Annotated in this window: 10 protein-coding genes; 9 read left to right on the forward strand and 1 reads right to left on the reverse strand. The window is 64.6% G+C overall.

Annotated elements, in window-relative coordinates:
- Positions 1–97: 97 nt before the first annotated feature.
- The 4 genes from L8V00_RS08135 (at position 98) to L8V00_RS08150 (ending at position 3,483) form a co-directional block, all read left to right on the forward strand.
- Positions 98–1,189: an inositol-3-phosphate synthase gene (locus L8V00_RS08135; RefSeq protein WP_269944721.1), complete on the forward strand. Its 1,092-nt coding sequence runs from the start codon at positions 98–100 to the stop codon at positions 1,187–1,189.
- Positions 1,190–1,368: 179 nt separating this feature from the next.
- Positions 1,369–1,836 carry a MarR family winged helix-turn-helix transcriptional regulator gene (locus tag L8V00_RS08140; RefSeq protein WP_034985170.1) on the forward strand — a complete coding sequence of 156 codons (468 nt, stop codon included), beginning with the start codon at positions 1,369–1,371 and terminating at the stop codon, positions 1,834–1,836.
- A 25-nt stretch (positions 1,837–1,861) separates the two neighbouring features.
- Positions 1,862–2,791, forward strand: coding sequence for a universal stress protein (locus L8V00_RS08145; protein WP_034985169.1), 930 nt, complete (start codon positions 1,862–1,864; stop codon positions 2,789–2,791).
- A gap of 80 nt (positions 2,792–2,871) precedes the next feature.
- Positions 2,872–3,483, forward strand: a complete 612-nt coding sequence (locus L8V00_RS08150) for a hypothetical protein (RefSeq protein ID WP_241476875.1) — start codon at positions 2,872–2,874, stop codon at positions 3,481–3,483.
- 882 nt (positions 3,484–4,365) lie between these two features.
- Here L8V00_RS08150 and L8V00_RS08155 read toward each other — a convergent pair.
- Positions 4,366–7,308: a leucine--tRNA ligase gene (locus tag L8V00_RS08155; protein WP_269944722.1), complete on the reverse strand. Its 2,943-nt coding sequence runs from the start codon at positions 7,306–7,308 to the stop codon at positions 4,366–4,368.
- 84 nt (positions 7,309–7,392) lie between these two features.
- On the opposite strand from L8V00_RS08155, the gene L8V00_RS08160 reads away from it, so the two are divergent.
- The 5 genes from L8V00_RS08160 to L8V00_RS08180 all read left to right on the forward strand — a co-directional run bounded on the left by L8V00_RS08160 (position 7,393) and on the right by L8V00_RS08180 (position 12,879).
- Positions 7,393–8,067: an SdpI family protein gene (locus L8V00_RS08160; protein WP_269944723.1), complete on the forward strand. Its 675-nt coding sequence runs from the start codon at positions 7,393–7,395 to the stop codon at positions 8,065–8,067.
- Between the two features lie 118 nt (positions 8,068–8,185).
- Entirely contained in the window at positions 8,186–9,115 is a 930-nt protein-coding gene (locus L8V00_RS08165) for a ribokinase (protein WP_269944724.1), read from the forward strand.
- A gap of 1 nt (position 9,116) precedes the next feature.
- Complete coding sequence (locus L8V00_RS08170; RefSeq protein WP_269944725.1) at positions 9,117–10,151, forward strand: nucleoside hydrolase; 1,035 nt, start codon at positions 9,117–9,119, stop codon at positions 10,149–10,151.
- A 100-nt stretch (positions 10,152–10,251) separates the two neighbouring features.
- Positions 10,252–11,733: an MFS transporter gene (locus tag L8V00_RS08175; RefSeq protein ID WP_420840056.1), complete on the forward strand. Its 1,482-nt coding sequence runs from the start codon at positions 10,252–10,254 to the stop codon at positions 11,731–11,733.
- 132 nt (positions 11,734–11,865) lie between these two features.
- A complete protein-coding gene (locus L8V00_RS08180; protein ID WP_269944726.1) occupies positions 11,866–12,879 on the forward strand; it encodes a bile acid:sodium symporter family protein in 1,014 nt (337 codons plus the stop codon).
- Positions 12,880–12,889: the final 10 nt, after the last annotated feature.

A 12,889-nucleotide genomic window follows, 5' to 3' on the forward strand; every position in this document is an offset into this window, starting at 1 on the left:
ACCGTGCGCGAGCTTGATCGATAAACCAACCCGGCTTGATCGGTAAACCTGCCAACGAAGAGCGGTTTTCACCAAGCCAAGACCTAGCGTTAACCGCATGACATCTAAGACTTGCAACATCGCAATCGTGGGGCTCGGCAACTGCGCGACCTCACTGATCCAGGGAATTCACCTGTATTCCGACGCCGCCGCGACCGAGAACGTCCCCGGCCTCATGCACACCCAGTTCGGCCCCTACTCGGTCGGCGACGTGCACGTGACCGCCGCCTTCGACGTGGACGCCGACAAGGTAGGCAAGGACGTCTCCGAAGCCATCGATGCGGGCATGAACTGCACCATCAAGATCGCCGACGTGCCGCACACCGGCGTGACCGTGCAGCGCGGCCACACCTTCGACGGCCTGGGCCGCCACTACCAGGAGAGCATCACCGAATCCGACGCAGAGCCCGTCGATGTGCCGCAGGCCCTGCGCGAAGCCAACGTGGACGTGCTGGTCAGCTACCTGCCCGTCGGCTCCGAAGAGGCCGACCGGTTCTACGCACAGTGCGCCATCGACGCAGGCTGCGCCTTCGTCAACGCCCTGCCGGTATTCATCGCCTCCGACCCAGAATGGGCCGAGAAGTTCCGCGCAGCCGGCCTGCCGATCGTCGGCGACGACATCAAGTCCCAGGTCGGCGCGACCATCACCCACCGCGTGCTGGCCCGCCTCTTCGAGGAGCGCGGCGTGCGCCTGGAGCGCACCATGCAGCTGAACGTCGGCGGCAACATGGACTTCAAGAACATGCTGGACCGCGACCGCCTGGAATCCAAGAAGATCTCCAAGACCCAGGCCGTGACCTCCAACCTGCAGGAAAGCCCGCTGGCCGGCAAGGTCCACGACCGCAACGTCCACATCGGCCCGTCCGACTACGTGGAGTGGCTGGACGACCGCAAGTGGGCATACGTCCGTCTGGAGGGCTCCGCCTTCGGCGAGGTGCCGCTGAACCTGGAGTACAAGCTGGAGGTCTGGGACTCCCCGAACTCCGCGGGCATCATCATCGACGCAGTGCGCGCCGCGAAGATCGCGCTGGACAGGGGAGTGGCCGGCCCGGTTGAGGCAGCCTCCAGCTACCTGATGAAGTCCCCGCCGACGCAGCTGCCGGACGACGTCGCCCGCGCGCAGCTGGAAGAGTTCATCAACGGCGCTTAAGCGCTGGGCACGTGGCGCCAGGAGCTTCCGGGGGGTGGGAGTTTCCGGCAGGAGTGTCGGTGCACGCCTATGCAACAGTGGGCGTCACCGGCACTTGTTTTCATCCGTAGGGGGCGAAACTGCCGTACTAGGCAACCCTCATGAGCATTTACTTGCAAAACTGTTGTATTTTAGTACCTATGGCTTCCACATCTCTTGAAATTGCCAAGAAACTGCGCCTCCCGTTGACGCGCCTGTACCTGCTGTACTTCCGCCAAACGGAGAGCTCGCACATCAGCATGGCGCAACTGTCGATCCTCATGATTCTCGAGGAAAACGGCCCAATGCGCATCAGCCAGATCGCGGCGACCGAGACGATCCGCATGCCCACCGCCTCCAACGCGGTCAACCAGCTGGAGACGATGGAACTGGTCACCCGCGTGCGCGACACCTCCGACCGCCGTGGCGTGAGCGTCGCCCTCACCGACAAGGGCCGCGAGGAGCTCGAGCGCCTGGGCGAAGAGCGCGCCGAGCAGCTGGCCAGCATGCTGGACAGCCTCAGCGAGGAAGAACTCAAGGAAGTTGCAGACGCCACCTCTGTCATCGAGCTGGTTCTGCGCCGCTACACTGAATCCATAGAGGCAAAGCTGAACAACGACCAGCACTAAAGCTGGAGCTAGCGAGCAATCTTCCTTGAGCAACACCCCTAAGTCCGCCGACCCCCTCCGTCTACTCCTCACGTGGCGCCCCGAATCCGCAGGTGACGAGGCTGCGCAGGTCGCCGCCTGGATCGCCCGCACGGAAACCATTGCCCTGCGCACCGCCACGGTCATCTCGCGCTCGTGGACGGCGCAGCCGGAGCTGGAGTTCGACAGCTACTCGGAGTGGCTCGACAAGGAATCCAAGGCTGTCTCCTCTGCCGCGCGGAAGGCCCTCGCTCTGGCCAAGCTGCCGGAGCAGATGCTGGACGCCGACGAGCCCTCCACCGTCACTGTTGATCACTCGGAAACGAAGGCTCTTATTGACGCCGCCGCCGAGTTCAATGCCGACATGATGATCTTGGGCTCCCACCCCGCCGCGCCGCATTCTCGCTTCCGAATCGGCTCGACGGCGGACGCACTGCTGCACTACGCCCCGCTACCACTACTGCTGGCTCCGCGGACGCCGAAGCTGTCGAAACGTGGCGTCACCAGGGTCAATTGCAGTTACATCGACACCGACCAGTCGCACGAGGCCCTGCGCCGCGCCGCCGACCTGGCGCACCGTTGGAATGTTCCGCTGCGGCTGGTGGCGTTTAGCCCGCGCGGGGCGACGATGTACCCGACGGAGACGGAGTTCATCGACAACTCGGACATGATGGTCGAGTGGCGTGAGCAGGCGCTGGCGCTGCTGGACCGTGGCCGGGACCGTGCGCTGAACAGGCACAGCGACCTGACCGTGCAGATGGAGGTCGGCAGCGGCTACGGCTGGTCCGGCGCGATTAACGCCCTGAAGTGGAAGAAGGGCGATCTGCTGGTGATGGGATCCAGCACGCTGGGTGGTTTCCACCGCGTGTTCATTGGCCCGTCGACGAACCAGATTCTGCGGCACAGCCCGGTGCCGGTCCTGCTGAGCACCGTCTAGCGCTCCTTAGCGTGCCGCCCGGGTTCGTGAGCTCGCACGGGTTCTGATTAGTCACCAACGGGTGTAGATTTGAGGTCATTATGAGCAATGATGGTTTGAACAACGGCCCCTCACCTGCTGATAACCCGGACCCTTCCTCCCAGTCCGACGGCTCCACTCCCGACGGCTCCTCTCCCGCAAGCTCCCAGCCTGCCGCATCCGCTCCCGACGGCTCCACTCCCGCAAGCTCCCAGCCAGGCGCCTCCTCGCCCGAGGGCTCCCATCTCGAAATGTCCGAGCTGGATCGCCCCAGCGCCCCCACCGAGCTGGACTACGAGGCCGACCCGTTGCTCCGCCTCGAGCGCAACAATAAGTCCACTCGCCAGGCGATTTGGTTCTTCGTCGGCGTGATCGTGGCCACCACTTTGTCTGCGATCCTGATTTGGATTTCCTCCAAGGTAATCGGCGGCCCCTACTGCGATGCAGACTCCTCCGCACAGCTGTGCAGCCGGACCTTCCAGCTGCTGTTCGCCATAGTGCCCACTTCCGTGGCTTTCTTTGGGCTTTTCGGCTCGGCTTTCATCACCTACTACAAGTGGAAGAACCACCAGCGCTGGCGCCCATGGGTAGCGGTGATCTGGTTCATCATGCCGTTCTGCATGGCTTGGATCACCTCGGTCGGCGCGTACTTGCTCCTCGACCACAACCTCTAGGACCGCTAGTTCCCCTAGTTCTCCTGGTTCCCCTGACCCTGCGCTCCCACTCCGCTAGCCTCCGCGCTCCACCTCCACTTACTCCACCCGCCAGCACGCTCCCTCTCCGCTAGTCTCCGCGCTCCACCTCCACTTACTCCACCCGCCTGCACCGCCTACCTGCGCCGGGGCACTCAGGAGATGTCCCAAATCTTCCACTTTCGGCCAGTAGCATCTGTGAAGCGCAGATCTTACAACCTTCTGACCTGCGGGAATAGAAACTTATAGAAACAGAGTGGAAGATTTGGGACAATCCCCCCCTGCGGACCGTCCCCTTTGAACCCATCTGAGCTAGCCACTCCGAGCTAGACCCAGCCAACCCCTCCGAGCTAGACCCAGCCAGCGAGACACTCCAATTGACACGTCTCCGAGGGCGATCACAGGACCTTAGGCGGGGTAATGTCCCAAATCGTCGGGTTATTGAAAGTAGAGGGTTTGAAGCCCAAAATAGCGACGCTCTGACCTGCAGGAATAGAATAGTTATGTTTTAAGACGTGGAATTTGGGACATTCGCCCCTCGAGCAGGCCATCCAGCCCGTCATCAACGCCTCGCAAAAGCCCAATCCACGCCTTTCGGAAGCGTCACTGTGACATTTCAGATGCATAAACTCGCACCTTAGTTCTATTCTGCGCCTTAGAGTCCGCAGCTTCCGTCCGTGACTGTAATGAAGGCGCACGCACCCCCACCGTGCCGCCGGGAAAAATAGACCTGCGGCCCGACAGCACTAGAACAGCGCCGCCGCAGGGTAGGGTCGGGGCGCCGGAAGAAGGAGAACTCCAGCCCGGGCGCGCCAGCGGGCACCCCCGCGGCACCCATGCCCAGCGGGCGCCCCAGCGCGGCCGCTACTTCGCGACGATATTCACCATCTTGCCCGGCACCACGATGATCTTCGCCACCGTCTTGCCCTCAATGTGCGAAGCAACATTCGGCTCCTCCAGCGCAGCAGCCTCAATGTCCTCCCGCGAAGCATCCGCCGCCACGTTGATGCGGCCGCGCAGCTTGCCCATCACCTGCACGGGCAGCTCAATGGTGTCATCCACCAGCCACTTCTCGTCCCACTCGGGGAAGGGCTCATAAGTGATGCCCTCGGAGTGGCCCAGCATCTCCCACATCTCCTCGGCGATGTGCGGCGCCACCGGCGACAGCATCTGCACCAGCGGTTCCACGGCTGCCCGCGGAGCCGCCCCAGCGGAGTAGGTCTTCGTCAGGTAGTTCACGTACTCAATCAGCTTCGCCACGGCCGTGTTGTCGCGCAGCTCCGCATAGTTTTCGTGAACCCCCGCGATGGTCCTGTGCAGGGCCTTTAGGTCTTCATCCGTGAGGGCGTCATCGCTCACAGAGCCCTTACCCGTGTTCTCGTCGACGGCGAGGCGCCACGCACGCTGCAGGAATCGCTGCGCGCCAACCACGTCCTTCGTAGCCCACGGCCGCGACGTGTCGAGCGGACCCATCGCCATCTCGTAAACACGCAGGGTATCCGCACCGTAGTCGTCGCAGATCTCGTCGGGCGAGACGGCGTTCTTGAGGGACTTACCCATCTTGCCGTATTCCTGGAATACTTCTTCTTCCTTTGTGACGCCCTCAGCATCATCCGCCTTGCGAACCCAGAAGAACTTACCGTCGCGCTCGGTGACCTCCTCCGCAGGAACGTACACGCCGCGGGAGTCCGTGTAGGCGTAGGCCTGGATGTAGCCCTGGTTGTAGAGGCGGTAGTAGGGCTCGAAGCTGGAGACTACTCCCAGGTCGAACAGCACCTTGTGCCAGAAACGGGCGTACAGCAGGTGCAGCACGGCGTGCTCCACGCCGCCGACGTACAGGTCCACGCCGCCGGAGGGGCGGCCTTCGCGCGGACCGACCCAGTAGCGTTCGTTTTCGATGTCTACCAGGGCATTGTCGTTGTTCGGGTCGATGTAACGCAGCTGGTACCAGGAGGAACCTGCCCACTGCGGCATGACGTTCGTGTCGCGGTAGTAGGTCTTCTCCCCATCGCCGAGGTCCAGGGTCACCTCGACCCACTCCTTGGCCTTGGCCAGCGGGGGCTGGGGGGCGGAGTCCTTGTCGTCCGGGTCGAAGCTGACGGGCTTGTAGTCTTCCACTTCGGGCAGCTCGACGGGGAGCATGTCCTCCGGAAGGCCGTGAGCCATGCCGTTTTCGTCATAGACGATGGGGAAGGGCTCGCCCCAGTAGCGCTGGCGGGCGAACAGCCAGTCGCGCAGCTTGTACTGGATCTTGCCGCTCCCGGCGCCCTTGGATTCCAGCCATTCGATGGCCTTGTCGATGGCCTCCGCCTTGCCCAGGCCATTGAGCTCCAGGCCGTCGGAGTTGTTGGAGTTGATGTGCGGTCCGTCCTCGGTGAACGCCTCGGTGAGCTCGAGCCCCTTCTCACCAGCATCTGCGCCAGCCTCGCCAGCCTCAGCGCCCTCCGGCGCCAGCACCGGCACGATCGGCAGCCCGAACTCGGTGGCGAACTCGAAGTCGCGGGTATCGTGCGCCGGCACAGCCATGATCGCGCCGGTGCCGTAGCCCGTCAGCACGTAGTCAGCGATGAAGACCGGCACCTGCGCGCCGTTCACCGGGTTAGTAGCATAAACGCCCAGGAAAACGCCCGTTTTCTCCTTGTTCTCCTGGCGCTCCAGGTCCGACTTGGCGGCGATTGCCGCGCGGTATGCCTCCACCGCGGCGGCCGGGTTTGCCTGGCCGTAGGTCCACCGTGGGTCGACATCCGTGTAGGCGTCACTACCCGAAGAAGAATTACCGGACTGCGCAACGAGCGTATCCACCAGCTCGTGCTCCGGGGCCAGCACCATGTACGTCGCGCCGAAGAGCGTGTCCGGGCGCGTGGTGAACACGTCAATGTCGTGGCCCAGGCAGTCGAACGTGACCTCCGCACCGCGGGACCGGCCGATCCAGTTGCGCTGCATGGACTTCACCTTCTCCGGCCAGTCCAGGTACTCCAGGTCGTCGATCAGGCGGTCGGAGTACGCGGTGATGCGCATCATCCACTGCTGCAGGTTCTTGCGGAAGACGGGGAAATTGCCGCGCTCGGAGCGGCCCTCCGCCGTGACCTCCTCGTTCGCCAGCACGGTGCCCAGGCCGGGGCACCAGTTCACCGTCGAGTTCGAGCGGTAGACCAGGCGGTAGCTATCCAGGATCTCCTGCTTCTCGGCAGCGCTGAGGTCCGCCCAGTCGGAGCGCTCGGCAGCGAGCTTCTCCTCCAGCTCCTTAATCGGACGGGCCTTGCCCAGGGTGCCGTTGGCGTTCTTGGCCTCCGGGTCGAACCAGGAGTTGTAAATCTGCAGGAAAATCCACTGCGTCCAGCGGTAGTAGTCCGTATCCGTGGTGGCGAAGCTGCGGCGCTTGTCGTGACCCAGGCCCAGGCGGCCCAGCTGGCGCTCCATGTTGGCAATGTTGGCCATGGTGGTGGTGCGCGGGTGGGTGCCCGTCTGCACGGCGTACTGCTCGGCGGGCAGGCCGAACGCATCATAACCCAGCGTATGCAGCACATTTGCGCCCTTCATGCGGTGGAAGCGCGCGAACACGTCCGTACCGATATAGCCCAGTGGGTGGCCAACGTGCAGGCCCACACCGGAGGGGTAGGGGAACATGTCCTGGATAAACTTGCGGTCCTCCGGCAGCTCCGCGCCCGGCTCCGCCAGGTCGCCCGTCGGGTTCGGGGCGTTAAACGTGCCGTTGTCGGCCCAGTGCTTCTGCCACTTGGCCTCGATCTTGGCCGCGAGGCCAGGAGTGTAGCGGTAGGAATTGTCTTCAGTGCTGCCGTTAGTCATGTTTTAACAGTCTAGTAGGTCGTCTGGACAGGGCAGGTTATTGCGTTTGGCTTGTTGGCCACCTGCAGTAATAGACTGTTTCGCATGATCGTGTTGACCGTTGTGTTGGTAGTCGTGGGCCTGGCCTTTTTCATCGCGGGTCTGCTGGGGGCTGTGGGGAAGTTGCCGGGTAATCCGGTCGTTGGCCTGCGCATTCCGGAGGTTCGCAAGACCGAGGAGCTCTGGAACACCGCGCACCGCATCGTCGGCCCTGCCTGGATGGGAGCCGGCGCGGCGTTCCTTGGCGCGGCGCTGATCACCCTGAAGGTGAGCGGTTGGATGTGGCTGGTATTTGCATTGTTGCTGGTCGGTGCCGCTTTCTTGATCGGCCTGGGCTCCGCGTTGGGCGCCCACGCCGTCGCGCGCCTGGACGCCCGTGCCGCCCAGCTCGAGGCCGCCAATTCTTCTTGTTGCTCTAGCGGTGACGCCACCTCGGACTCCTGCTGCGACGATTCCAGCGAGGCCCCCGGCGCTTCCGACTCCGCTGGCGCTTGCTGTTCCGACGGCTCTGGCGTTGGCGCAGATCAGAGTGCTGGCATTAGCGCTGGTCAGGCTGCGGGCTCCGGCGCCGGCACTGGCACGGTGAGTGCGGAGGCGTGCGCAAGCGGCCAGGCGTGCGGCAGCTGCTCTCTGAATGGCTCCTGCGAGGGCGGCGGCGTGGACTGGGAGGCCGCCCAGCGGGCCGCCTCGGCGCAAGACTCGGCCCAGAACCCAGCGTAGAATCCACCGCAAGACCCCACACGGGCCTAGCCCAGCTCCACCGCTCCCGTCACCCCAGCTCTACCGCGCCAGCCAACCCAACACCACCCAGCCCGGCAACCCAGTATTCTGGGGAAGCATGAGAGACTCCAACGCCACCGTCGTCGTATCCGGCACCACCAACGTCGACACCTTCGTCACCGTCCAGAACTTCCCCCAACCAGGGGAAACGACCATCGCAGAACCCGGCATAGAGGGGCTGGGCGGTAAGGGCGCCAATCAGGCGGCAGCCTGCGCACACTTGGGCGTCAATACCGTGCTTTTGTCTGCGGTAGGCAACGACCCGCAGGGCGAACTCGCAATCACAGAGCTGCGCGAACACGGCGTGAACACCGACTACATCGTAAGTAGCCGGCAGCCAACCGGACGGGCGTTCATCATGAACGACCCGAGCGGCGAGAACATCATCATCGTCACCTCGGGCGCAAACGAGCTGGTCAGCCCGGCTCAGCAACGTGAAACCGTGGAGGAATTGCGCCGCCAGGGACCCGTACCTATCGTGCTTGCGCAGGGCGAACTGACCCCCGAGCACAGCGCGGAGCTGCCGAAGCTGGTGGCGAATTCGGACTCGCGGCTGGTGCTGAACCTCGCGCCCGTGACCACGCGCGACCCCGACCTGCTCGCCGCGGCCGACCCCTTGGTGCTGAACGAGGGTGAGGCCGCCGCGGTGCTCGACGCCGCCCCCGGCACGCCCATCGAGGAGCTGCTGGAGCGCCTGCGCCCCATCGCTCGCTCTGTGGTGGTTACCTTGGGGCAGCGTGGAGCCATGATCTTGGAGGGTGACGCCGAACCGGTGCACATCCCCGCCGTCTACGTCGAGCGCGTCGTGGACACCACTGGTGCAGGCGATGCGTTCTGCGGCACGCTCGCGGCGGCGCTGGCGCAGGGGGAGAACCTGGTGGATGCGTGCACGCTGGGCGCGGCGGCCGGGGCTCTCGCCACGCAGAAGCGCGGCGCGGCAGGCAGCTACGCCACCGAGAACGAAATCCGTCGACTAGGAGACGCATAAAATGACTCAGAAGATCATCCTGGACTGCGATCCGGGGCACGACGACGCAATCGCCATGCTCCTGGCCTGGGGAAACCCGAACCTGGATCTGCTGGCGGTCACGACGGTGGCGGGCAACCAGACGCTGGAGAAGGTCACCAAGAACGCCCTGGCGCTGGCGCGCGTCGGCAACATCACTGGCATTCCCTTCGCTGCCGGGGCGGATCGCCCGCTGGTGGCGCCGCAGATCATTCCGGAGGAAATCCACGGGGATAGCGGCCTGGACGGCCCGCAGCTGCCCGCCGCCGGGGCCGAGCTGGATCCCCGCCACGCGGTGAACCTCATCGCGGACATTATCCGCGACAACGAGCCGGGGACCGTCACCCTCGTCCCCACGGGGGCGCTGACCAACATCGCCCTGTTCGCCCGCATGTATCCCGAGCTGGTGGAGCGCGTAGGTGGCGTCACCCTGATGGGTGGTGCGCACCACGCTGGCAACATGACCCCGAGCGCCGAGTTCAACATCCTGGCCGACCCGGAGGCCGCGAAGATCGTGTTCGGCGCGGGCTGGCCGGTGACGATGGTCGGGTTGGATGTCACGCACAAGGTGCTGGCCACGCCGCAGCGGATGGCTCAGCTGGCGGAGGTCGACACGGACGTGGCGAAGTTCATCGCGGAACTGGTGGAGTTCTTCGGCGGCGCGTACATGAAGGAGCGGCACTACCCCGGCCCGCCGATGCACGACCCGCTGGCCGTCGCGGCCGTGGCAGACCCGCAGGTCGTGCGCACAATCCTGGCGCCGATCGACGTGGAGACCAAGGGCGAGCTGACGCGCGGGGCGACGGTCGTGGACTTGCGGCGCACCTGGGGTAGCCAGGATGGCGGGCAGGACCCGACGGCGCTGGGCACGGCGGATGATTCTGATATTGACGCCCCCGCCTCCGCCACCGCAGCGGGCGCTACCCTACGCACCCGCGTGGCTGTGGACGTCGACGCCGAGCGCTTCTGGAACCTGCTGGTCGACGCGCTACAGCGCATCGGGAGTACGGGATTCTAGTTAGGCGGTTCTAGTCAGGCGCGCATTCATCGCTTAAAGTTCTAGCTGCAACTATTAGAACCCCAATTGGTTTTCAATTGACGTTGAATCGGAGCCGCCCATGAACTCCAACAACCCGAACCCCGCGGCCGCATCGTCGGCCCCTGCCGCAGCTGCGGCAACCTCGCCGGATCCGGTCGACTCCCGCCCCGGCGGCATCGGCCTGTTGATGACGGTGCTGATCACCGCGGCCGTCGCGTTTCAGCTGAACGCCTCCATGCTCTCGCCGGTGTTGGCGACCATGGCTCGCGAGCTGAACACCGACGAGGCCGCCACGGGTCTTACCCAGACCGCCTTCTTCACCGGTGGAGCCATGTGCGGTCTGTTCCTGCCGCGACTGTCCGACATTGTCGGCCGCCGGAAGATCCTCGTCATCATGCTGGGCGTGATGTCCCTCGGCGGTCTCATTGCCGCGCTGGCGCCGAACATTGGCGTGCTGATGGTCGCCCGCGCCATGCAGGGCATCGCCGGGCCGACGATCCCCATGACCCTGATCATCCTGCGCAGCCAGGTCAAGGAGGAGGTCCGCCTGGGCACGCTCATGGGTCTGCTCGCCGCCATCAACGGCGGTGTCGCCGGTATCGACGTGATCCTGGCCGGCTGGATGGCCGAGCAGTGGGGCTTCCGGTCCGTCTTCTGGCTCATCGCCATCATTGGCATCATCGCCACCCTGGTCGTTGCCTTCGGCGCACCGGAATCCAAGCCGTCGGACAACGTGAAGATGGACTGGGCGGGCGCTGCTCTGCTGGTGGTATCGGTGCTGTGCATCACGTTGGGCGTCAACGAGGCAGGCAAGGCCGGGGCAGCGAACTGGCTGTACGTCATCGCCATGTTCATCGTCGGCGCGGTCGTCTTCCTGGCCTTCTGGAAGTACGAAAACCGCCACGACCAGCCGCTGGTCGCCCCGAAGTACCTGGCCCGCCGCCACACCTGGGCGCTGCTGGCCACCACGGTGCTGACCATGACCGGCGTGTTCGCCGCGGTCAACGGCCTGGCTATCTCCCTGGCGCAAAACCCGGATGCGGGCTTCGGCCTGGAGGCCGACAAGGCCTCCCTGTGGCTGCTGACCCCCTACGCCCTCATCGGCTGGGCCGTCGGCCCCTTTGCTGGACGCTGGGCACCGAGGGTCGGCTACGGACGGCTGATCATCATCGCCAACCTCGCCAGTGCGGCCCTCATGCTGGCTCTGGCGTTCGTCGGCGTGCACTCGCTGCCGGTGCTGATCATCACAGTGATCCTGCTGGGTGTCACCTACGCGGGTATCGGCAACATCGTCATCAACAACCTGGGCGTGGTGAACTCCCCGAAGGATAACGAGGGCTTCCTGCCCGGCATGAACTCCGCAGCCTTCAACCTGGGCGCGGGCGTGTCCTTCGCCGTGCTGCCGGTCTTCCAGGTCGCGGGCTCCCCGCAGGGCTCGGATTCTGCCGCGGGTTATATCACCGCGTTCATCGTCGCAGCGGTGATCCTCGGCATCGCCGCGGCCGTGGCGGCGCTGATCCCGAAGCAAACCGTCGCGGAGCTCGACCGCGCCATCGTCTAACCCCCGGCGCCGCGCGCGGGTCCACGCACCACTCTGCGCCCCAGCCCCCGCAGGCGCCCACCCCACCCGCGCCTGGCCCGTTGTGGACGGTCAAGGTTCGCAGAGGCGAGGGCGTCAATAAGATAAAGACCCATGGTAGAAAAACAGTCGCTATGGCACCGCATCATTAACTACCGGCCGGACTTCCTCATCGTCCTGATCGTCATCGCGGTCGTCGCGGCGATCATTTTGCCCGTGCGCGGCGAGGCGGCGGATGTCGCCAACACCATCACCAAGATCGCCATCGCATTCCTGTTTTTCCTCTACGGCGCGCGCCTGTCGCCGCAGGAGGCCCTAAAAGGCCTGATGCACTGGCGGCTGCACTTGCTGATCATGGTGTTTACCTTCGTGGTCTTCCCGCTGATCGGCGTGGCGATGATGCCGCTGAAGGCGGTCGTCGGAAACGAGCTCTACCTGGGCATTCTCTTCTGCACCCTCGTGCCATCGACAGTGCAATCCTCCGTCGCCTTCACCAGCATCGCACGTGGCCACGTCGCGGCCTCGATCGTCGCGGCCAGCGTGTCTAGCCTTGTGGGAGTGCTCTTCACACCACTGCTGGTGCTGTTGCTGATGTCTTCTTCGGAAGGCTTTCATATTGACGCCACCACGTTCCTCAACATCGGAGTCCAGCTACTGCTGCCGTTTGCCATCGGCCAGCTGCTGCGCAGGTGGGTGTTCAAGTTCGCGGCCTCCAAGGCGACGAAGAAGGTGGACCAGATCTCCATCGGCCTGGTGGTGTACGTCAGCTTCTCGGAGGGCATCGTCTCCGGCGTGTGGGGTTCCGTCAACTGGCTGACGATTCTGGGCCTGGTGCTGGGCTCCATCGCGCTGGTGCATCTGATGCTGGGCGTGACGAGCGTGACCTCGCGGAAACTGGGATTCAACTACGCCGACCAGGTGGCCATCCAGTTCGCTGGCACCAAGAAGTCCCTGGCCTCGGGGCTGCCGATGGCGGCGGTGATGTTCGGCGGGGCGAGCCTGGGCATGATGATCCTGCCGCTGATGATCTTCCACCAGGTGCAGCTGGTGATCTGCTCCTTGCGTGCCAGCACCTATGCCGCGCGCTTCCCGGAGGGCGAGAAGACCGCGGGCGCGCACACCTGGTAGGAGCTCGGGC

The sequence above is a fragment of the Corynebacterium evansiae genome, from assembly GCF_027570065.1.
GTDB classification, from domain to species: Bacteria; Actinomycetota; Actinomycetes; order Mycobacteriales; family Mycobacteriaceae; genus Corynebacterium; species Corynebacterium evansiae.

What these genes read in the sequence shown, in the direction of transcription:
- L8V00_RS08135 (WP_269944721.1), top strand. Translation starts at nt 98, where the DNA reads ATGACATCTAAGACTTGCAACATCGCAATCGTGGGGCTCGGCAACTGC.
- L8V00_RS08140 (WP_034985170.1), top strand. Translation starts at nt 1,369, where the DNA reads ATGGCTTCCACATCTCTTGAAATTGCCAAGAAACTGCGCCTCCCGTTG.
- L8V00_RS08150 (WP_241476875.1), top strand. Translation starts at nt 2,872, where the DNA reads ATGAGCAATGATGGTTTGAACAACGGCCCCTCACCTGCTGATAACCCG.
- L8V00_RS08155 (WP_269944722.1), bottom strand. Translation starts at nt 7,308, where the DNA reads ATGACTAACGGCAGCACTGAAGACAATTCCTACCGCTACACTCCTGGC.
- L8V00_RS08160 (WP_269944723.1), top strand. Translation starts at nt 7,393, where the DNA reads ATGATCGTGTTGACCGTTGTGTTGGTAGTCGTGGGCCTGGCCTTTTTC.
- L8V00_RS08165 (WP_269944724.1), top strand. Translation starts at nt 8,186, where the DNA reads ATGAGAGACTCCAACGCCACCGTCGTCGTATCCGGCACCACCAACGTC.
- L8V00_RS08170 (WP_269944725.1), top strand. Translation starts at nt 9,117, where the DNA reads ATGACTCAGAAGATCATCCTGGACTGCGATCCGGGGCACGACGACGCA.
- L8V00_RS08175 (WP_420840056.1), top strand. Translation starts at nt 10,252, where the DNA reads ATGAACTCCAACAACCCGAACCCCGCGGCCGCATCGTCGGCCCCTGCC.
- L8V00_RS08180 (WP_269944726.1), top strand. Translation starts at nt 11,866, where the DNA reads ATGGTAGAAAAACAGTCGCTATGGCACCGCATCATTAACTACCGGCCG.